At 30.9% G+C, this 20,291-nt stretch carries 20 protein-coding genes; 3 read left to right on the plus strand and 17 right to left on the minus strand.

Translation table 11 applies throughout. The features are described from left to right. Positions 1 to 156: 156 nt before the first annotated feature. Entirely contained in the window at positions 157 to 531 is a 375-nt protein-coding gene (locus B5E75_RS11885) for a hypothetical protein (protein WP_087359497.1), read from the minus strand. Between the two features lie 177 nt (positions 532 to 708). Between B5E75_RS11885 and B5E75_RS11890 the strand changes: the two genes are divergently transcribed. Beyond that, positions 709 to 1,932 carry an ATP-binding protein gene (locus B5E75_RS11890; protein WP_275086218.1) on the plus strand — a complete coding sequence of 408 codons (1,224 nt, stop codon included), beginning with the start codon at positions 709 to 711 and terminating at the stop codon, positions 1,930 to 1,932. A gap of 287 nt (positions 1,933 to 2,219) precedes the next feature. Then, positions 2,220 to 3,974 (plus strand): aminopeptidase P family protein, encoded by a 1,755-nt coding sequence (locus tag B5E75_RS11895; RefSeq protein ID WP_087359500.1) that lies wholly within the window; start codon positions 2,220 to 2,222, stop codon positions 3,972 to 3,974. Positions 3,975 to 3,989: 15 nt separating this feature from the next. Here B5E75_RS11895 and B5E75_RS11900 read toward each other — a convergent pair whose 3' ends face one another. The 4 genes from B5E75_RS11900 to B5E75_RS11915 form a co-directional block, all read right to left on the minus strand. Further along, the gene (locus tag B5E75_RS11900; protein WP_087359502.1) at positions 3,990 to 4,508 is read right to left on the minus strand and encodes a GNAT family N-acetyltransferase; all 519 of its coding nucleotides are present in this window, start codon (positions 4,506 to 4,508) and stop codon (positions 3,990 to 3,992) included. Between the two features lie 39 nt (positions 4,509 to 4,547). Further along, positions 4,548 to 5,990 (minus strand): 6-phospho-beta-glucosidase, encoded by a 1,443-nt coding sequence (locus B5E75_RS11905; protein WP_087359504.1) that lies wholly within the window; start codon positions 5,988 to 5,990, stop codon positions 4,548 to 4,550. 98 nt (positions 5,991 to 6,088) lie between these two features. Further along, positions 6,089 to 7,231: an AI-2E family transporter gene (locus tag B5E75_RS11910; RefSeq protein WP_087359506.1), complete on the minus strand. Its 1,143-nt coding sequence runs from the start codon at positions 7,229 to 7,231 to the stop codon at positions 6,089 to 6,091. A 52-nt stretch (positions 7,232 to 7,283) separates the two neighbouring features. Beyond that, positions 7,284 to 7,757 carry a QueT transporter family protein gene (locus B5E75_RS11915; RefSeq protein ID WP_087359508.1) on the minus strand — a complete coding sequence of 158 codons (474 nt, stop codon included), beginning with the start codon at positions 7,755 to 7,757 and terminating at the stop codon, positions 7,284 to 7,286. A 99-nt stretch (positions 7,758 to 7,856) separates the two neighbouring features. Between B5E75_RS11915 and B5E75_RS11920 the strand changes: the two genes are divergently transcribed. Continuing rightward, positions 7,857 to 8,699 carry a Cof-type HAD-IIB family hydrolase gene (locus B5E75_RS11920; RefSeq protein WP_087359510.1) on the plus strand — a complete coding sequence of 281 codons (843 nt, stop codon included), beginning with the start codon at positions 7,857 to 7,859 and terminating at the stop codon, positions 8,697 to 8,699. A gap of 33 nt (positions 8,700 to 8,732) precedes the next feature. On the opposite strand, the gene B5E75_RS11925 is transcribed toward B5E75_RS11920, so the two are convergent. The 12 genes from B5E75_RS11925 to thrC form a co-directional block, all read right to left on the minus strand. After that, entirely contained in the window at positions 8,733 to 9,359 is a 627-nt protein-coding gene (locus B5E75_RS11925) for a putative bacteriocin export ABC transporter (RefSeq protein ID WP_087359512.1), read from the minus strand. Between the two features lie 2 nt (positions 9,360 to 9,361). Beyond that, positions 9,362 to 10,651 (minus strand): hypothetical protein, encoded by a 1,290-nt coding sequence (locus B5E75_RS11930; RefSeq protein ID WP_087359514.1) that lies wholly within the window; start codon positions 10,649 to 10,651, stop codon positions 9,362 to 9,364. Positions 10,652 to 10,733: 82 nt separating this feature from the next. After that, the gene (locus B5E75_RS11935; RefSeq protein ID WP_087359515.1) at positions 10,734 to 11,342 is read right to left on the minus strand and encodes a hypothetical protein; all 609 of its coding nucleotides are present in this window, start codon (positions 11,340 to 11,342) and stop codon (positions 10,734 to 10,736) included. A 289-nt stretch (positions 11,343 to 11,631) separates the two neighbouring features. Next, the gene (locus tag B5E75_RS11940) at positions 11,632 to 12,315 is read right to left on the minus strand and encodes a LiaF transmembrane domain-containing protein (protein ID WP_087359517.1); all 684 of its coding nucleotides are present in this window, start codon (positions 12,313 to 12,315) and stop codon (positions 11,632 to 11,634) included. 1 nt (position 12,316) lies between these two features. Beyond that, on the minus strand, positions 12,317 to 12,772 hold the full coding sequence (locus B5E75_RS11945) for a LytTR family DNA-binding domain-containing protein (RefSeq protein ID WP_087359519.1): 456 nt from the start codon (positions 12,770 to 12,772) through the stop codon (positions 12,317 to 12,319). A gap of 136 nt (positions 12,773 to 12,908) precedes the next feature. Then, positions 12,909 to 14,357, minus strand: coding sequence for a glycoside hydrolase family 1 protein (locus B5E75_RS11950; protein WP_087359521.1), 1,449 nt, complete (start codon positions 14,355 to 14,357; stop codon positions 12,909 to 12,911). Between the two features lie 16 nt (positions 14,358 to 14,373). Continuing rightward, a complete protein-coding gene (locus B5E75_RS11955) occupies positions 14,374 to 15,273 on the minus strand; it encodes an alpha/beta hydrolase (protein WP_087359523.1) in 900 nt (299 codons plus the stop codon). Further along, positions 15,270 to 16,508, minus strand: a complete 1,239-nt coding sequence (locus tag B5E75_RS11960; RefSeq protein WP_087359525.1) for a hypothetical protein — start codon at positions 16,506 to 16,508, stop codon at positions 15,270 to 15,272. Before B5E75_RS11960 ends, B5E75_RS11955 begins: the two co-directional genes overlap by 4 nt. Before the next feature lie 3 nt (positions 16,509 to 16,511). Beyond that, entirely contained in the window at positions 16,512 to 16,760 is a 249-nt protein-coding gene (locus B5E75_RS11965) for a hypothetical protein (RefSeq protein WP_087359527.1), read from the minus strand. A 114-nt stretch (positions 16,761 to 16,874) separates the two neighbouring features. After that, positions 16,875 to 17,633 (minus strand): histidinol-phosphatase, encoded by a 759-nt coding sequence (locus B5E75_RS11970; RefSeq protein WP_087359529.1) that lies wholly within the window; start codon positions 17,631 to 17,633, stop codon positions 16,875 to 16,877. Between the two features lie 79 nt (positions 17,634 to 17,712). Then, entirely contained in the window at positions 17,713 to 18,606 is an 894-nt protein-coding gene (gene thrB, locus B5E75_RS11975) for a homoserine kinase (RefSeq protein WP_087359531.1), read from the minus strand. Then, positions 18,603 to 20,093, minus strand: a complete 1,491-nt coding sequence (thrC, locus tag B5E75_RS11980; RefSeq protein WP_087359532.1) for a threonine synthase — start codon at positions 20,091 to 20,093, stop codon at positions 18,603 to 18,605. Before thrC ends, thrB begins: the two co-directional genes overlap by 4 nt. Positions 20,094 to 20,291: the final 198 nt, after the last annotated feature.

Genomic DNA, 20,291 nt, shown 5'->3' on the forward strand with positions numbered 1-20,291 from the left:
CATTTACATTATACCATATTTTCATGATATAGTGGTAAAATAAAAAGTCGTGGAGCCTCAAAATTTGCATATTTGGAACGAAGTCATCCACGACAATAGATATAATACCATATATTTTTTTATTTGAAAACTAAAAGCTGTTGACTTTTTACTTTGTCAACAGCCTGAGGAATCATATATATGATTCCAATATGGATATTCTTCAACGGGTTCATGGAATTTAGAAAATCGAGAAGTGAAGGTTCTAGTCAAAGAATATTCACCTAGAATACGTAATGATCTTAAAAGCACGATATATTTTTTAGTGTTTTTGTTATACTGCGCCAAGTCTTTTAATTCTAGTCCGGTAACAGAGCTTGCATATTCTATCGCAAGTACTTCTTCAAAATATTCCTTTCCTTTTTCTTTTGAATAAGCATAAAAATCAGTGAAACACTTTTGATAACTCAATATACTTGACTCACTGTAATGTTTTGTACGCATGATTTCAATCAACTGATCAGCGCACTCTAAAATTGTTAATCTGTCCATAATAGACCTCCTTCTGTGATTTAATCTCACAAAAGAAGTATTGAATAATAAAAAAATAATGTAAAGTAATTTCAGTTAATTTCCTTATAAACACTAGGGTTTTAGCTTATACTTTACATTATTTCTAACTTTACATTATTTCGTTTATGTAAAGCTTTACATAACGGGAAGACTTATATCATTAGAGAATTTGCCAAAAACAACTACAAAAATCTGGTTGAAATCAATTTTGAAAGAGATCATGAATTTCAAGAACTTTTCAAACAGACAAAAACTGCTCATGATTTACTGCAATACTTTGAATTAACATATATGGATATTCAATTTGATAATGATACTTTGCTTTTCTTAGATGAAATTCAAGCATGTGGAGATGCTTTCACAGCTTTGAAATTCCTGTCTGAAGATTTTCCTTGTGATATTATTTGCTCTGGAAGTATGCTTGGTGTTGCAGTAGCATCAAGTTCGTCTTTCCCAGTTGGTTACGTTGAAACATGGGATATGTATCCCCTGACTTTTTTAGAATTTGTAGATGCTATGGGAGTTAATCCATCTATTATAGATACAATTTATCAATCTATTGAAAACAACAAGCCTATTCCTATTAGCATTCATGAAAAATTTAATCAGTTCTTTAAGGACTATATCATTATCGGTGGTATGCCTGAAGTTGTTCAAACCTATTTTCAAACAAAATCATACAGAGAAGCACTACTTATTCAAAGACAAATCGTCGATGATTATAAAAACGATATGCTTAAATATGCTCATGGTTCTGAAAGAATAAAAGCAAGAGAATGTTATGATTCTATTCCACTTCAGTTAGCTAAAGAAAATAAAAAGTTTCAATATAAGCTCATTAAAAAAGGTGGAAATGCTCGCTATTATGAATCCAGTCTTGATTGGTTGAAAGACAGTGGACTTATTATCAAAACATATAGATTGAAAACTCCAGAGATTCCATTAGAAATCAATAAGGAACCGAATATATTTAAAGTCTATATGGCTGATACCGGTCTTCTTGTGTCCCAATTTGATGAGGCTGTCATCAAAGCATTCATCAGTGGAAATTTAGAGCATTTCAAGGGTGCTTTATATGAAAATGTTATTGCACAGATTCTTCACTCCAAAAAGAAAGATTCCTATTACTTTGAACCATCTCAATCTCAGGAAATTGATTTTGTCATTTATTATCAGGGCAATGTTACCCCTATTGAAGTGAAATCATCACGTAACACTGTATCAACATCATTTCATAATTTTATTAAGACGTATAAACCTTCATTCGCTTTTAAATTTTCTCAAAAAAATATTGGCGAAAATTCTCAAAATGTGTGCTATTACCCTCTCTACACATTAGAATTTGTTCTCAACAAAGAAAAACCTGTATTACTCAAATAAAAGATATACAATTAACTTTCAATATATAAAAAATCAAATCTAACCAACAGATTTTCTATGGTTAGATTTTTTATATGAGATTTCCTCATAAACAGGTAAATCACTTTCTTCATGTCATGAATTTTCTCTATTCATGCTTTTATAAAGGCCCAAGGAAAATCATTTTATAGATGACTGGCCTCATTTTTTATCAACGAGAAATCACAAATAAAGATTACTATCTTTTTTAACACATTTTTACTTACAAAATGTAAAGATTGTGCTAAAGTATTATAGGGGTGTTCATAATGATAAAGGATTTTCAACAATTATTAAAAGATAAAAATATTCAATTTTATATTGTTCCTACTGATGATGATCATCAGTCTGAAACTGTAGGTGACTATTATCAGGCACGTGCTTATTTAAGTGGCTTTACTGGTAGTGCTGGAACATTACTTGTTATGCAAGATGAAGCTTACCTTTGGACTGATGGACGTTATTTCATTCAGGCAGCTAAGGAATTATATGAAGGTATTACATTAATGAAGTCTGGTCAAAAGGGTGTTCCTACTTTATTGGAGTTTTTAAAAGACCATGTTCAAAAGCAAGACACAATTGCTTTTGATGGACAAACAATGACTTGTCAATTTGTATTGGATATGGAAAAAGAGATTCAAGTTCCTTATCATATTGAATGTATTGATTTAATGGAAGATTATTGGAAAGATCGTCCTCAAAGATCATGTGAAAAAGCATTTTTATATGATATACAATATCATGGTTTATCAACACATCAAAAAATAGAAAAAATTGTAGATGTGATGAAAGAACATCACTGTGATGCTCATATCATGACAACACTTGATGATATAGCATGGACATTCAATATTCGTGGCAATGATATTCCTTGTTCACCAACTGTATTAGCCTTTGCTTTGATTACTCTTGATCAGTCTTATTTATATCTTCAAAAAGGAAGTTATGATTTAGAAATGGTCAAAGCATTCCAAAAAGAAAATGTCATCATTAAAGAATATCTTGATATTTATCAAGATGCACGTCAATTAAAAGGACGTGTCTTATTAAGTCAGGCTCATATCAATTATGCTTTATATCAATGTCTTGATTGTGAAATTGTTAATCAGATGAATCCATCACAAATGATGAAAGCTATTAAAAATGATGTTGAAATAGAAAATTCTAAAAATGCGCATATTAAAGATGGTGTTGCGATGACAAAATTCATGTATTGGTTAAAAAAGAATTATGGCAAGATACCAATGGATGAAATGAGTATTTCTCATCAAGTTTTACAGTTTAGACAACAACAAGATTTATTTATTGAACCAAGCTTTACAACTATTTGTGCATGGAAAGACAACGCCGCTTTAATGCATTATCATCCAACAGAAAATCAATATACTACACTCGATCAAGATGGTATGTTGTTGATTGATAGTGGTGGTCAATATATGGATGGAACGACAGACATTACAAGAACATTTGTTTTAGGACATATTACTGACATGCAAAAGAAACACTTTACAATGGTTTTACAAGGAATGTTAACTTTACAAAATGCTCATTTCTTATATGGATGTACAGGACAAAGTTTAGACATTTTAGCAAGAAGCCCTATGTGGAGTGAAGATATTGATTACCAATGTGGTACTGGACATGGTGTCGGTCATTTATTAAATGTTCACGAAGGACCTCAAGGCTTCCGTTATAAATTACGTAGTTTATCAGAAAACATCACTTTAGAACCGGGTATGAATATTACAGATGAGCCAGGTATTTATTTAGAAGGACAATATGGAATTCGTATTGAAAATGAACTTCTTTGTGTGAAAGGAACAGAAAATGAGTATGGACAGTTCTTACATTTTGAACCATTAACATTTGTTCCTATTGATTTAGATGCTGTAGAAGTGAGTCTGTTATCACCAAAAGAAAAGAACTGGCTCAATCAATATCATCAAGAAGTTTATGAAAAAATATCTCCTTATCTTACAGATAAAGAAAAAGATTGGTTAAAAGAATATACAAGAGCCATTTAAAAAGTTCATGAGATTTCATGAACTTTTTTCTAATTTTAATAACATGATATCATAATCAATCAGCTTATCATCAATTTTAAAGAATCCTTCAAAAGTCCCTATCTTTTGAAAACCATAATGCTGGTATAAAGAAATAGCACGTCTATTATCATGACATACTTCTAAAGAAACAAGATCGGCTTTTGCCTGATTTTTAGCAAAGTCAAGCAATCGATCCATCAAAGCATGTCCAATGCCTAAATGCCATGCTGATTGACGAATACATAGACCTATTTCCCCACGATGGGACATTCTTGGTGATGAAAAAGTTATATAAGAACCCATCCCAACAATTTCATCTTTCATTTTAACAACATAGAAAACATCTTTTAAAGAATGAGCAACATTATCAAGAAAAGCCATTTCCTGTTCAAGAGAAAGTCCAATGCCTTCACTGCCATAACTTAAATAATTTGTTTCTTTTCCACATATTTTGGTTAATGCCAGTATATCTTTTGCATCTTCTTTTGTTGCCTCTACAATTTCAAAATCCATTTTGATCCTCACAAACAAAAGTGTTGCATAACAACACTTTTATAATTCTTCTCCATTTGTTTCAATCACATGTTTATACCAATAGAATGATTTCTTTTTCGCTCTTGAGAAATCTCCTTCATGGGCATTATTGTAGTTGACATAGATAAATCCATAACGTTTATCATATTCACCTGTAGAAGCTGAAACGATATCAATAGGTGCCCACATTGTATATCCTAATAAATCAACACCATCATAATCAACGGCTTCTTTCATAGCTGCAATATGTGCTGCCAAGTAATCAATACGATACTGATCATCGACAACATATTGATCATTATCATCAATATATTTATCATAAGCACCAAAACCATTTTCAACAATCATCATTGGTAATTCAAAACGATCATTAAACCAGTTTAGACACCATCTTAAACCAACGGGATCAATTTGCCATCCCCAGTCACTGGCTTTGAGATATGTATTTCTTACATAATCTTCTTCAGAAAAATCAAATGAACGACCATATCTTCCAGTATATTTTGTAGCAAAACTCATGTAATAAGAGAATCCAATATAATCTACTTTTCCTTGAGCCAATGCTTCTTCATCTTCTGGTAAAATAAAGTTTTCATATCCTTTTCTTTCAAATTTCTTTAAGATATGTTTAGGATAATGTCCTCTGGCATGAACTTCTACATACCAATATTTTTGATGCATAGCCTGTTGAGCATTTAAAATATCCTCAGGATTACATGTTGCTGGATAAACACCATTCATACCAATCATACACCCAACTTTCGCATCTGGATCAATTTCATGAGCTGCTTTTACAGCCAATGCACTGGCAACCAATTCATGATGAGCAGATTTATACATCATATATTCAATATCGTCACCCTCTTTGACTAAGACAGCTCCTTCCTGTACAAGATGATGTGCCCCCATAGCGTGCCATTCAGCCTGATTATTGATTTCATTAAAAGTCATCCAATATTTAACTTTTCCTTTATATCTTTCAAAACATACTTTGGCATATTTCACAAAGAAGTCAATACATCTACGATCCATAAATCCATTGTATTTTTCAGCCAAATGATATGGCATTTCAAAATGTGATAAAGTGACAATTGGTTCAATACCTAAACGATGCATTTCATCAAATAAGTCATCATAGAATTTCAATCCTTCTTCATTTGGTTGTTCATCATCCCCATTTGGAAAAATTCTTGTCCATGCGATAGATGTTCTAAACGCTTTAAATCCCATTTCAGCCATTAAAGCCAAATCTTCTTTATAATGATGATAAAAATCAATACCTACGTGATTAGGATAATCTTCTCCTTCAATAACACCATTTGTAATACGACGAGCTACACCATTAGAACCAGCTGTCATGACATCAGCCACACTGACACCTTTTCCACCTTCATTCCATGCTCCTTCAGCTTGATGGGCAGCAATGGCACCACCCCATAAAAAATCTTTTCTAAATCCCATTTGTTATACCTCCATTTCTACTATTTTTATTATACTATAAATAAAAAGAGAAAACAGATTATTTTGTTTTCTCCATTAAAATTCTACTCTACAAATATTTATATTTGTTCCTCCTTTTTCTTCATTTGTTGCTTTCTTTTTAAACGTTCATTTGTCCATCTTCTAAGTAATTCATAAATTACAGAGAAAGTCGGTAATCCAAACACCATACCCGGTATCCCAAACATTCCTCCACCAACACTGACAGCAAACAACACCCATAAAGCTGATAATCCTACAGAACTTCCAACAACATGAGGATAAATCAAGTTAGATTCAAACTGTTGTAATAGGGTACTAAAAACAAGAAATATCAAAGCTTTGACAGGTGATACAAAAACAATTAATACCGAAGAAATCACAGCTCCAATAATTGGTCCAAAATAAGGAATAATATTGGTAAAACCAATCACAATAGCTGCAATAGAGGCATAAGGAATACCCAAAATCATACATCCAATATAACAGAGAACTCCGATAATAACAGACTCCGTTAATTGCCCAGCTAAAAAGTTTTCAAATGTTGTCCCTGTCAAAGAAACAACTTCTTTGATATATTGATAATGTTTTTCATTAAAAATCGCTCTGGCAAACTTTTTGACTTGTCGAATCAATTTATCTTTAGAAAACAACATATAAACAGCCATCACAAATCCCATAAACACATTGATTAAACTTGATGTCATGTGTGAAACACCTAAAGCAATATTAGGCACCCAAGTTGTTAGAGTGGAGAGAAATGTCTGTGTAAAATGATTTTGAAAATCATTAATTTTTTCAAGAAGTTCTGGTGATAAACGAATTTCTTCAAATAGATAATTCAACCATTCTTCTGCTTGAGCAAAAATATCTGGTAAATTATCTATAAGAGTTCTAATATTTTCAACAACTTGAGGAATAACAACAATCATCACAATAACCAAAACAAGGATAATTAATAATATGGCTAGGATAGCTGAAATAGTTTTCTTTCTTTTTTCATTTGATATAGGTAATTTCTTTTCTAAAAATTTCATAGGGATATTGAAAATAAAAGCTAAAACAAATCCTATGATAAATGGCTGAATAATCCCAATCAAGTTCCCTAGATAAGAAAAAACATCTTCAAAATAAATAACACCTAAAACCAGAATCGCACCATAAGTCAAAATAATTAATATATTCTTTAGCGTCAAATCACGCATTTTTATTGATGTCTTCAATATTACCACCTCACGATTTAGTTTACCTTATGATTATGAACTTTTTATGGCTCTAATTCATATATATTTTCATGAAAACTTGATTTTTCTCTAGAACTTTAAAAACACCTGCACCTATCATTAAGACAATAACTTCACCAATGAATACATATCCTGCATTTAATAAAAATGGTAGGTCTAAAAGAAAATACAGTTCTGCTCCAACAATTATACCATTAAACAATGCACCTAAACAAACACCCATCCATAAATGTGATATCCTTGTAAAGGATAAACATGTCAATAAAGTTGCTGATGTGCCAAATATAACATCATAAATACCCATTGGAGAAAAGGCATTAGCCAAAAGACAACCAATCACTAATCCGGGTATGAAACGTCGATTATAAAAAGCAAGAAACATTAGTATTTCTGCTAAGCGAAATTGGATAGCCCCATAAGAAAAAGGAGCACATATGAAAGTCAGCACTGCATATATACAGGTAAGCATCGCATTCATCAAAATAGTACGTATTTTTACATTCATGATAAAACCTCTCTTTACTTTGTCATTATACCATATTTTTATAAAAATACTTGTTCATCATGAATATATTCATTAAACTATTTATAGAGGTGATTTTTCATGACAACACTTTATGTATCTGATTTAGATGGAACTTTATTAAACTCAAATCAAACACTATCAACTTATACGATTGAAACGATTAATCAACTTGTTGATGAGGGTATGTTATTTTCTTATGCAACAGCCAGATCTTATCAGACAGCTAAGAAAGTCACACAAGGATTACAGGCGCCTTTTCCTTTAATTGTTTATAATGGTGCCTGTATTCGAGATAATGTATCAGGTGAGATCTTATTATCACATTGTTTCCAGGAAGATATTCATCTGCTTTTAGATCCTTTTTTAAACAATCATCTTTATCCGATTGTCTATGCGTTTATTGACGGTGAAGAAAAATTTTCTTTTATTCCAGAAAAGTGCACACCTGGAATGCTTGAGTTTATCGAGTCTAGAAAAGGTGATCCACGCATCAGGATCATTCATCATCTCAAAGACTTTTATGTTGGTCAAATTTTTTATGTCACATTGATTGATGAAACAGATAAGCTCAAACCGTTTTATGCATACTATCAAAAACAATATCATTGTTTATTCCAAAAAGATATTTATACAAATCAACAATGGCTTGAAATTATGCCTCAAGGAACATCTAAAGCACATGCTATTGAACAATTAAAACATATTTATCATTATGATCGTCTTGTTGTTTTTGGAGATGGAGAAAATGATATTGAGATGTTTCAATTAGCGAATGAAGCTTATGCAGTAGATAATGCACATGAAAAATTAAAAGCGATTGCTACTCAAATCATCCCTTCCAATGATCAAGATGGGGTTGCTCAATTTTTAAAACAGACATGGAAAAATAAAGAGCTTAGCTCCCTGATACTGGATAAATAGCTAAACTCTAAAATGGAAAATACAAATACTCTATTACAATTGAATCACTCTATCACATTGTTGAGCTATGGACTGATCATGTGTGACAATAATCACCGTTTTATCTTGCTGTTTCATTTCCTTTAAAATATTGATGATATCTTGTGTATTGTCTTTATCTAGTGAACCCGTAGGTTCATCACATAATATGATAGGAGCATCTTTAATGATGACTCTTGCGAGTGCAACACGTTGCTGTTGTCCACCAGATAATGTATAGACTTTTCGTTTTTCTATACCTTCTAATCCTACCTGTTTTAATGCTTCTTTTATACATTGAATCTTTTCTTTCTTTTTTAAATCTTTATATTCTAAAGCAATCATTAAATTATCTATAATATTCATAGATTCTATTAATGCAAAGTTTTGAAAAAGATATGATATTTGATAACGTAAAGCGAACACAGCATCCTGTGATTGAAAAGCTACTGGTTTTCCAGCAATATAAACATCGCCCTGATCACTATCTTCCAATAATCCCATGATATTCAAAAGCGTCGTCTTACCACTCCCACTTTTTCCAACAATTGCATTCATGCTTCCTTTTTTTATTTTTAGATTATAATTTTGAAAAATGACATTTTCATCATAAGCTTTCGTTATATTTTTTATTTCAATCATCATCATTCTCCTTTCAAAATTGAGGATATATAATATTTTTTTGATTTTATTACTGTTTTCATAAATATAAAAATCCAGAATAAGACGATAAGTCCGATAAGGAATATCACCATACCCATATGATATTGTAATCCCATAAATATTCTTGCAATCAAAACATACATCATGACATTGAATATAAAATACTGATGATATTGCTTAAACAAAGAAAATCCGTGTAATTTCTTCACTGCAATCAATTTTTTATTTTTATGCACAAAACAATAAAGCCCTTGTTCTACAGCTTTACCAACAAAAATAAGAATCAAACCAATCGTTGCGATTAGACAAACAGCTGCCATCATCTCATTATGATTCAACTCAGCCATATCATCATAGGCAGATATCACTTGTACTGGATACTTGTCTAACCCATATTTCTGGAGTAAAGACATGAGTTCCTTTTTTTGTGATACCTTTATTTTTAATGGATTTCCCTTATATCCCATGATGCGATCATAATCAATATCATCTCCATTATTTTCTGTACGTACTGATAATACAATATTCTCTAAAGTATTTGTATGCTGATTAATGACTTTAGAATTATAGCTAAAGAAGCCTTGCCCACTTTTATAATATACAAAGATTACATCATCATTTTTCTGATAACCTATATTCTTCACATCATCTACTAACTTTTTTTCATCATACATATGATTATCAGGAATTAACAAAACCTGGCTTTCTTCTTTTTCATCTATCTGTATGAGCTTCCCTTGAGCATCTACAATGTTATTGACTTTTAAATACTCATTATTCACATAGGCAACTGCTCCTTGATAATAATATCCTTCCTCAATGCTTCCATCATTGATAAAATCATTAAAATCGGCATATATTGCCTCATGACGATTAGGTTCTATAAATGCCTTCTTTGTATTTTTAAGCCATGCTGATTGAGCAATAGTATCTCCATCTTCGGTTTGTTGAATGGCTGGTATAATATAATAATCCTTTGTTGTTTCCCATTGCATTGTATTATTCATTCTTGAAAGAATTGATTCTACATAATTTGTTGCACTCAATGATAAAAAAATACCTATTGTGATTAAAAGAAACAAGATGAATTGATTAAAATATAAAAACGTATTGGAAATATGTTTTCCTTTTAAATAATCGATAACTTTGACACGACTAAAAACAAGAATAACAAATGATGAAAAGACAAAAATTAAAACCATAGAAATAATAATTGTTTGATAACCAGATAAAATAAAATGAATAACATCACTATTGAATTTTTGTGTCATTATCAGACTTAATATTGTATAACAGGGAAAGAGAATACAACTATAATCTATTAAAATATGACTAATTTCATCTAACCAAATATCACCATGAGAATAACCATGAAGCTTTTTTTATAGAAAAAAGTTTATATTTTTGATACTGATCATAAATAATGATAATTAATAATAAAACTGTAAATGCAAAGATAACCATTATAACAAAAGGCATAGAATCTATTGAACTATTATCATGACTTACAGTATTGATATCTATATCTAAAACTTTCTCTAATGATTCTTTAATTTGCTTTGTATTATCTTGATGAGAAACAATTCTGGCTTCTCCATTAAATGAATCATTTTCTATTATTTGATCTAATGGATAGATATCTAATTGATATTGATATTGTAAAAGTTCAACAGATTGATATTCTTTTATTCCCAAAACATCAAAATAATCATTATCATTTGTATAAATATACTTATAATAATGGTTATAATCTTTCTTAGTAAAAAAGATGCTAGAATGATATTCATTCATAACATCCTTAATATTGTCTAAAACATCTTGAGAATTTTTTGTTTTAATATTTTGATCAATTTGAATTGTCATGACATGATCCAGTTGATTTTCTGCATAAACTTTATTTTGAAAATCTTTGATTCCTGCTTGTGCAAACTGAGGAATAAATAAAACGACTGCATAATTCACAAATAAAATTCTTTATGTTTTTTTCATATATTCTCCTATTTATTCTTCATCATCAAACATCCTTATTTTCATACTATCTCCAAATACTTATTTTGGTTATATTAACATATAGCTATTTATGTTTCAATGTATTCTTAAAATGAATATTTGATAATATACTTTCTCTTATTGTCTGTCTTTCTTCAAAGTTTTTCACTTTCGATTCATTCCAATAACCAAGTTGGTGTGTTTAATTTTAAAAATAACCATGCAAAAACATAAGATAAAAAGGTATGTACCAAAATTATAGCTATAAATAAGAGATCTTAATTTCTGAAAAATGAACTTTCCCTTTTAATGTGATACAATGTTCAATCAAATCACTATTCATTTCTTCAATTGAAACATGAGAAAATAAATTATCAGTGTCATCTATCACTTTCCATGTACGGGGAATATATAATTCCAACATTCCACAAGTCACATACAAATGAAAATCAATGTTTTGATACTTCATATCAGCTTGATGAAAATAAACTTTAACTACCCCAGCACGATTTGTTATACTTACATTTTCAATCTCTTGAGAATCAATATAACGAATACAGCTACTCATATTTTCTTCAATGGATATATTTGTTTCCTGCATTGTCTTTTGATTTATATTTTGAAAATGACGTGAATGTTTCTTTGATGAGGGAAATAAGAAATGCCATCCTATACTTGCTAATAATGCAGCTAAAAGAACTGTCCATGGTGTAATGGCTTCTAATCCTAAAGGCTTATCATAAATAATAATAAGAAAAGCAATAGAAAATAAGAAACCAGTGACTTCTTTATGAAACAAACTCCAAAAAGCAGATACACCAAAGAAGATTGTCAATATCAATGTCCAAATACTTATATGAATATCTAAAATACCTAATTGTGAAATAATTAAAAAAACTGCTAAAGCGATGAATAATACACCCCAAAATATTCTATTCTTTTTCATTTTATAACCTCTTTTCCTCTAATCTTGATCGAAGTGGTCTGTAATAATGTCTTGATACATAGACTTGTTTGGAAGTATTCGCAAATTCTATCAGACATGGACTTGATATTGTTTTATGAAGTGCATAAATCTTTTGAAGATTTAAAATCGTGGATTTAGAAACTCTCATGAAATGACCAGGTAATATTTCTTCAAGTTCATATAATTTATATTTTACTTGATATAGATCATCACAGGTATGCGCACGAACATTCTTTTCATCTGTTTCAAAAAACAATATATCATTCAACGATAAATAATATTCAACAGAACCCTTATAAAAAACAATAACTGCCTGTTTTTTAGAAAAATCAAATAATGTTGCTTGGACTTGCTGAACTCTTTCATTCATAACCGGTGTCTTGATAACCACTTCAATATCTTCTAAACTTTCATCCATTTCTATTTTGACTTTCATAATTAATCTCCTTCGACATCTTTAATATAAACATCATGAAAGGAAAAGTAAATAGCTATCACCTAAGTGGTCTATATGATGAAGTAAGTGGTTAAAAAAAGGTATGTATCATGAAATGATATATACCTTCTTCATCCTATAATTCTTCACCGTTTGTTTCGATGACTTTTTTATACCAATAATAAGAATCCTTTGGAATTCTATTCAATGTTCCAGAATTTTCATCTTCTTCTCTATCAACATATACAAATCCATAACGTTTCTGATATCCATTTAACCAGCTTAATAAATCTGTATATGACCATGTACAATAAGCTAAAACACGACATCCATCATCAATAGCTTTCTTTAATTCTTCAATATGTGCTTTTAAATAAGCAATACGATATGGATCATGAACCTGTCCATCTTCAACTTTATCAAAAGCTCCTAAACCATTTTCTGAAATCACAACAGGTAAATCATAACGTGAAGTAATATCACGACAGCACATTCTGATTCCCATTGGATCTATTGTCCAATCCCAGTCAGTTGTTGGCAAGAAATCATTTGCCGGATTCTTATATAATCCTGGTACACCTTGAACTTGAGCTGTTCCTTTTTCACCTGTGTTGTTCATTGTATTTGTCATACCAACACCATTGATGTCATTATATTCAGCCACACATGTCTGATAATAATTCACACCCATAAAGTCAACTAATGCAGCAGCTTTTTTCAAAATGTCTTCATCGCCATCTTCCATTTGTGGAGTGACTCCTTGACTTTCTAAATATGCCCAAGCACTTCTTGGATAACGACCATAAGCATAGATATCCATCCACCAATAATTTTGTAAATCATCATAATCAGCTTTAGCCATAGCATTTTCAGGTTTTCTATCATATGCATAACATGGACTGTAAGCAAATGAAGCACCAACTTTGGCGTCAGGATACATTTCTTTTAAAGCCAAAACTGTCTTTGCATGTGCCATATTGGCATGATGGTTAACCTGATAGAATGTTTTCATATCGTTTTCTTTTCCTGGTGGATGCATACCTTTTAACCATCCAAATGATGTAAAGATATTTTGTTCGTTCATTGTAATCCAGTATTTGACACGATCTCCATATCTTTCAAAAAGTGTCTTGGCATAGTTCACATAATCATCAACAATCTGACGACTTTCCCAACCATGATATTGGTCTTCTAAAGCTTGAGGCATATCCCAGTGATAAACTGTTACCATTGGTTCAATACCATATTTTAATAATTCATTAATTAAATTATCATAGAATTGAAGCCCAGCTTCATTCACTTCACCATTTCCATTAGGATAGATTCTTGTCCAGGCAATAGAGAAACGATACGTTTTTAATCCCATTTCTGCCATTAATTTGACATCTTCCTTGTAACGATGATAGTGGTCAACAGCTTTATCACCTGTTGTTGCCTTAAAAGTTTTACCGGGAATTCTTACAAACTTATCCCAGTTGGAAACACCTTTACCATCAGCGTCCCATCCACCTTCTACTTGATAAGCAGCAGATGCACTTCCCCATAAGAAATCTTTAGGGAAACCTTTTGATTTTTCAAAATACATATAAGCCCTCCTCTTTTTATATATTCTCATTCATAAACTCAATTAGAGATAATGAATAGGAATCCTGTTTATCTTTTAAATCATAGAGATGTTCTTCTTTAATTGGAAATAACAATTTGTTGGAAGCATCATGATTATACAATGGAAAAACCATTTGAAATGGAACATCCTTATCATTTTTAGAATGAACATAAACTGTTGGAATCTGATTTTTCTTAACCAATTCCACTGTATCCATTTTTTTAATATCTATTTTTAATTCATTTTTCATCACTTTTCTAATCACTCTACCTGCCAAATATTGTGGTACTTTCATCTCTCTTTGACATTTCTTTGTCAGATAGTGGTAAACATGATTATAAGCTCCTTCACTTATAATCAAATCTACATTCTTAAGTTTACCTAATCCAGAAGCATTTAAAATCGTATTGGCTCCCATTCCTTTACCATACATAATCAAACGATGATTTTCTCCGTATTTCTGTAATAAATACGTATTAAAATACATCAAGTCAAAAACATCACGATAACCAAAACCTCGAATATAACCATCACTTAATCCATGAGCATGAGCATCAATCATTAAAATATGATCATCTTTAAAAATACTTTCCAGATAATTCACTGTTTTTTCCAAAGACTTGGCAGAAGCCATCAACTCATGTAAACAGACAATCGTTCTTTTTGCTTCAGGCTTTTCTATCAGATAACCCTGAAGATACAAACCTTTATGATTTTGAATCTTAATCTTTTGAGCATGAAGTTTTTCATACCAGTTACCTTGATCCTCTTTATTCAAATGTTCACGATATAAAACTTTTTTGGCAAACTGATTTGCAAGTGCTAAACTGGCTGTCAATGTTGACGCTGTTAAAGTTGAAGCTAAAGCAGTTGTAACTGCAAGTTTCTTTTTCATTTATACCACTCCTTAAAATTATCCATTAATAGTCTATTAATGTTTGTCACTTGTTCAAAAGAACTTAAACGATAGTTTTCATTTTCCATTCTTGCTGCAAAATACTGAATAGCTGTCACCAGTTCATCTCTCACTTTTGGTTTCATATTATCTGGAAATGATTCAATCGGAAAGCATGTAAACACAAAAGTATTGTAATCTCGATGGAATAAATCCAATAATATCTGATAACCTTCTGTCTGTATAATAGAATTTCCTAATGCTAAATCCAAATCATGATTTGCAAAAGTTAACATATAATGAATAATATTTCTTAAAACATTAATCAAGACTTCATAATAATGTTCATAATCACTATAGAAAATATAGTAAATATAAGAAAAAATAAGATTTCCCTGACTACGAGAATGTTTGCGATTTTCCAGCATAAAATCATTATCAATCAATGTAAACTCATCTTTAAATTGATCTATGATGGCTTTAGCCACATTGTATTGTGATAAAACAAGCGAACCAAAATCCGTCATGATTGCAAATGTAAAACGTGAATTTAAACATAAAGTACGAATAGCTTGAAATAATTCTTCTGGTACATTTTTATAAAATTTATCCAAATGACGCCAAACAATACGAATAATCTTACGAATATAATAAAGATGAAACTGATATTCTGTATCTAAGTATTTTGAATTGGTTCCATCCCACTCATATTGATATAAAACACTCTCAAATAAAAGATTAACAGAATCTATAAAATTTTTATAATTTTTACGTTTTAACTGTTTTTTTAAACAAGGTAAAAAAATCTTATAAAAATCATCCATTGTCTGTTGATTAATACCATGATGATATTTCATATAGCTTAAAATATCACAAAAATCAATAGGTGCCAAAACATTCATTTCATCTGAAACTGTTTTAATAAAATTTTCATACAATGAATAATGCAAAACTCTTTTATATCCCAGTCTTGCTAAAACACGTGTTAAAGCATCTTTCACAATATAAATCTTTTCCTGCTCATGTAAATCTTCTGAAAAAGTATACGTAATTTCATCTAGACAATGAATTTCCACAAAAATATCAATTTGGCGAAAATTTTGATCCAACATATAATAATGAACTTTAAACGTATTTTCTTCAGTACGATATCCACTATGATATCGATACTTTCCCACATATTGTGATTGATGATCAGCCATGAATTTTTGCATAACTGCCTGATCAAACGCCATATTTTATCCTCCTTTATGAGCTTTTTGAAAACGTGGTAAAAATTGACGACGTACATACTGCACAGCAATATAACGTATATTCTCTCTTGAATAATCTCCACCGATAGATAATGAAGTATCCATAATTTCTTCAGTCAATAAAGTTAATTCATGATCACTCAACTCTATTTTTTCTAAAGCAATTGTCGTTCTCACAATTTCCTTACACTCATCTATATAATCTTTTTTATCAATATCTGTTACATGTTCCATATTTTTAATCTCCTTACTAGCATTATACCATGATTATATGTCTTTTCTATAAACATTTCTTTCTTTTTTATCATTTGATTTCCATATAAAAAGCAGGTCATCCTGCTTCTTGTGTTATCTTAAAAAACGAATATCTTCCGTGATATCAAATCCTAAATCTTTTAAATGATTTTTGGCTTGTTGATATGTTTGCATATCCAATAACGCATCGGCTTCATGGGCATCTGTACCAATAATGACACGATTTCCTACATCTTTTGCAATCTTGAAAAAATCATCACAAGGATAATGACGATGTGTACGATATCCTAATAAATTAAATTCTAATGGTATATCGTATTGTTTAGCTTTTAAGCATAATCTTTGCATTTCCTCTGCATAAAAAGGATCATCAGTTGGATAATTGGCTAAATCCGGATGAGCGACATAACTGTATAAACCTGTTTCCATTGCTTGAATACAGCTATTGACATATTGTGTAAGTTGCCAAGATTTCAAAGGAAAACCAAAATAAATACCATCTTCATCACTACCATCATAATGATTGCCTAAAATAATATAATCAATAGGATATGTTTTTAACATCTCTTTTAAACCGTCCATATATTTTTCAAAATATTCACATTCTAAACCAATTTTTATAGAAATCTGATTTTTATACTTCTCCTTTAATTTTAATAGAGTCGATACATAATCACTTATTTCATGAGCTTCCATACGCATTGTTGGGTGAAATGAAGATTGATACATCCACGGGCTATGATCACTAAACCCTAGTTCAGTATATCCTGAAGCAATGGCTGCCTGAATATAATCTTCTTCATTATCAATAGCGTGATGACAACGTTTCGTATGTGTATGATAATTTTTCATTACTATTCATCTCCTTGGCTTCTATTATAACGCATTGACTTCGCTTATTGCAATAAAAAGAGGTATCCTTCATAGATACCTACTCATAATCACATGTATAACCACGCATATCTAATTCTAACTTTTCTACTTGCCAGTCATTTAATAAATGACCTAACTCCTCTTTCATTCTGACGACACCTTTTTTATCACTTTCTCGAATAACAGCCATTATTGTTGGTCCAGCTCCCGATAAATAGCAGCCCAGTACATGTTCATCTTTTTCTAAAGCTGCCATAATCTCATCATATCCTTTTATCAAAGTCCCACGATAAGGCTGATGTAAACGATCTTTAAATCCCAGCTTCAAACCATCATCATAACCATTAATCAAAGATGCGACCATTAATGCCAGATGGGATACATTCGCAATAGCGTCTTGTCTTGGTAACTGTTGAGGTAAAACAGCACGAGATTTTTCTGTTGATAAAGTAAAAGGAGGGATAAAAGCAACAAAGCGATAATCGTGTTTAACTGGAATATTTAAAGTTGTCACATGGTTATCATTCATGACCGATACTGTCAATCCCCCAAAAATAGCAGGAGCGACGTTATCTGGATGCCCTTCAATCTGTGTTGCCAATTCTAATATCTCCTGACGTTCTTCACTACGATCCATAAAAGCATATGCTCCTACAATCCCTGCAACAATACATGTTGAAGAACTTCCAAGTCCTCTTGTATAAGGTACGTCCCCACTACACTCAATGCGTAATCCTTGAAATTGTAAACCACAGGCTTTTGCTCCTTCTACAAAGGCACGATATGTCAAATTGTCTTGATTACAAAACTGCTGTGGACAACCAGTGATTTCTAAACCATCTTCCAACAATTCAAAAACAAAAGTATTATATAATGTTACTGCTAATCCGGCAACGTCAAAGCCCGGTCCTAAATTAGCACTTGTTGCTGGAACTTTCACTTTGACTTTCATAAAGATATCTCCTTAATCTTTTGAGAAATCTCACGAATAATTTGTGATTTATCTATCACTTTTTGATGAAGAACTTCTCTTTGGTCTAAAGCTACTAATGGTTTAGGAATTTCAACACCTGTTTTTTGATAAACTGCTTCAATAGCTTCATATTCTGATAAGTCTTGATTTGTTAAAGCATGATAAACAGAATCAGCAAATTTATATGGTGAAGCTGTAGCTAAAATGATCGTTTTCGTCTGATCTCTAAATGCTTTTTGATATTCTTTATAAACACCATAACCAATAGCTGTATGTGTGTCTAATAAATATCCTGTTTCTTCAAAACATGTTTGAATTGTATTGAGAACTCCTTGTTCATCTAACCATCCTGCTTTAAAAAGACATTGCATTTTTTCTAATAAATCAGAAGAAATTTCATAAACACCATTTTGGTTCAATTGTTCCATATAACTATTCACTTTTTGACTATCTTCACAAACCATATACACAAGTCTTTCTAGATTACTAGATACCAGAATATCCATTGCCGGAGCATTTGTTTTATAAAATTCACGACGTGCATCATATTTTCCAGTACGGAAAAAATCAGTTAAAATATTATTTTTATTAGATGCAACAATAAACTTTTGAATAGGTAATCCCATCTTTTTAGCAATAACTCCTGCTAGACAATTGCCAAAATTACCACTAGGAATTGTAAAATTCACTGCTTCATTTAAACGAATTTTCTTTTCATTCACAAGTGTCATATAAGCATAAAAATAATAAACCACTTGAGGAATCAATCTGCCAATATTAATAGAATTTGCAGAAGATAAGAAAACATGATGCTGATCACATAAATCTTTTAATTCTAAAGATTGAAATGCCTGTTTCACTGCTTTTTGAGCATCATCAAAATTTCCATCTATACCTACAACATCCACATTTTGACCAGTCTGCGTAATCATTTGTTGTTTTTGAATAGGCGAAACACCATCTTCAGGATAAAAAACTTGAATATATGTTCCTTCCACATCTTTAAATCCTTCTAAAGCCGCCTTCCCCGTATCTCCAGAAGTTGCTGCTAAAATCATCACTTTTCTTTCTTCACCTTTTTTCTTGAGTGAATAAGTCATGAAATAAGGTAATAACGATAATGCCATATCTTTAAAAGCCGCTGTTGGACCTTGAAATAATTCAGCAATATAAACATCTCCTGCCTGTTTAACAGGAACAACTTCTTTTGGAAACAAGCCATTTCCATAAGCTTTCTGACATAATTCTCTTAATTCCTCTTTTGCATTATTTCCAACAAAAGATGTTATAATTTCAGTTGCCATATCTACATAAGATAAATGCTGCAAAGCCTTTAAATCTTTTTGTTCTAATGTAAAATCTGGAACAAGCAATCCTCCATCACTGGCAATCCCCTGCAAAATAGCATCATAAAAATCTATTGGTCGCTGTTTTCCTCTTGTACTCACATATTTTTTATCACTCATGATTTACACCTGCTTTCATATTTGTTTCATTGTATACAATTTTAAAATACAAGTCAATATTATTAGACTATTTAAGCATATTTATCATCCATTTTATAATTTCCCTAAAATCATCAAGATTTATATCATATTTAGAAATATCATTTTGACTAATACTCTTGAATATACTATAATAAATTTTATTATAAAGGGGGAAGC

Origin of the sequence: Massiliimicrobium timonense, assembly GCF_002160865.1 — a bacterium.
In the GTDB taxonomy this organism is placed as follows: Bacteria; Bacillota_I; Bacilli_A; order Erysipelotrichales; family Coprobacillaceae; genus Allocoprobacillus.

What these genes read in the sequence shown, in the direction of transcription:
- B5E75_RS11895 (WP_087359500.1), top strand. Translation starts at nt 2,220, where the DNA reads ATGATAAAGGATTTTCAACAATTATTAAAAGATAAAAATATTCAATTT.
- B5E75_RS11950 (WP_087359521.1), bottom strand. Translation starts at nt 14,357, where the DNA reads ATGTATTTTGAAAAATCAAAAGGTTTCCCTAAAGATTTCTTATGGGGA.
- B5E75_RS11900 (WP_087359502.1), bottom strand. Translation starts at nt 4,508, where the DNA reads ATGGATTTTGAAATTGTAGAGGCAACAAAAGAAGATGCAAAAGATATA.
- thrB (WP_087359531.1), bottom strand. Translation starts at nt 18,606, where the DNA reads ATGAAAGTCAAAGTGAAAGTTCCAGCAACAAGTGCTAATTTAGGACCG.
- B5E75_RS11940 (WP_087359517.1), bottom strand. Translation starts at nt 12,315, where the DNA reads ATGAAAAAGAATAGAATATTTTGGGGTGTATTATTCATCGCTTTAGCA.
- B5E75_RS11915 (WP_087359508.1), bottom strand. Translation starts at nt 7,757, where the DNA reads ATGAATGTAAAAATACGTACTATTTTGATGAATGCGATGCTTACCTGT.
- B5E75_RS11920 (WP_087359510.1), top strand. Translation starts at nt 7,857, where the DNA reads ATGACAACACTTTATGTATCTGATTTAGATGGAACTTTATTAAACTCA.
- B5E75_RS11960 (WP_087359525.1), bottom strand. Translation starts at nt 16,508, where the DNA reads ATGGCGTTTGATCAGGCAGTTATGCAAAAATTCATGGCTGATCATCAA.
- B5E75_RS11955 (WP_087359523.1), bottom strand. Translation starts at nt 15,273, where the DNA reads ATGAAAAAGAAACTTGCAGTTACAACTGCTTTAGCTTCAACTTTAACA.
- thrC (WP_087359532.1), bottom strand. Translation starts at nt 20,093, where the DNA reads ATGAGTGATAAAAAATATGTGAGTACAAGAGGAAAACAGCGACCAATA.
- B5E75_RS11965 (WP_087359527.1), bottom strand. Translation starts at nt 16,760, where the DNA reads ATGGAACATGTAACAGATATTGATAAAAAAGATTATATAGATGAGTGT.
- B5E75_RS11905 (WP_087359504.1), bottom strand. Translation starts at nt 5,990, where the DNA reads ATGGGATTTAGAAAAGATTTTTTATGGGGTGGTGCCATTGCTGCCCAT.
- B5E75_RS11925 (WP_087359512.1), bottom strand. Translation starts at nt 9,359, where the DNA reads ATGATTGAAATAAAAAATATAACGAAAGCTTATGATGAAAATGTCATT.
- B5E75_RS11930 (WP_087359514.1), bottom strand. Translation starts at nt 10,651, where the DNA reads ATGACACAAAAATTCAATAGTGATGTTATTCATTTTATTTTATCTGGT.
- B5E75_RS11945 (WP_087359519.1), bottom strand. Translation starts at nt 12,772, where the DNA reads ATGAAAGTCAAAATAGAAATGGATGAAAGTTTAGAAGATATTGAAGTG.
- B5E75_RS11970 (WP_087359529.1), bottom strand. Translation starts at nt 17,633, where the DNA reads ATGAAAAATTATCATACACATACGAAACGTTGTCATCACGCTATTGAT.
- B5E75_RS11885 (WP_087359497.1), bottom strand. Translation starts at nt 531, where the DNA reads ATGGACAGATTAACAATTTTAGAGTGCGCTGATCAGTTGATTGAAATC.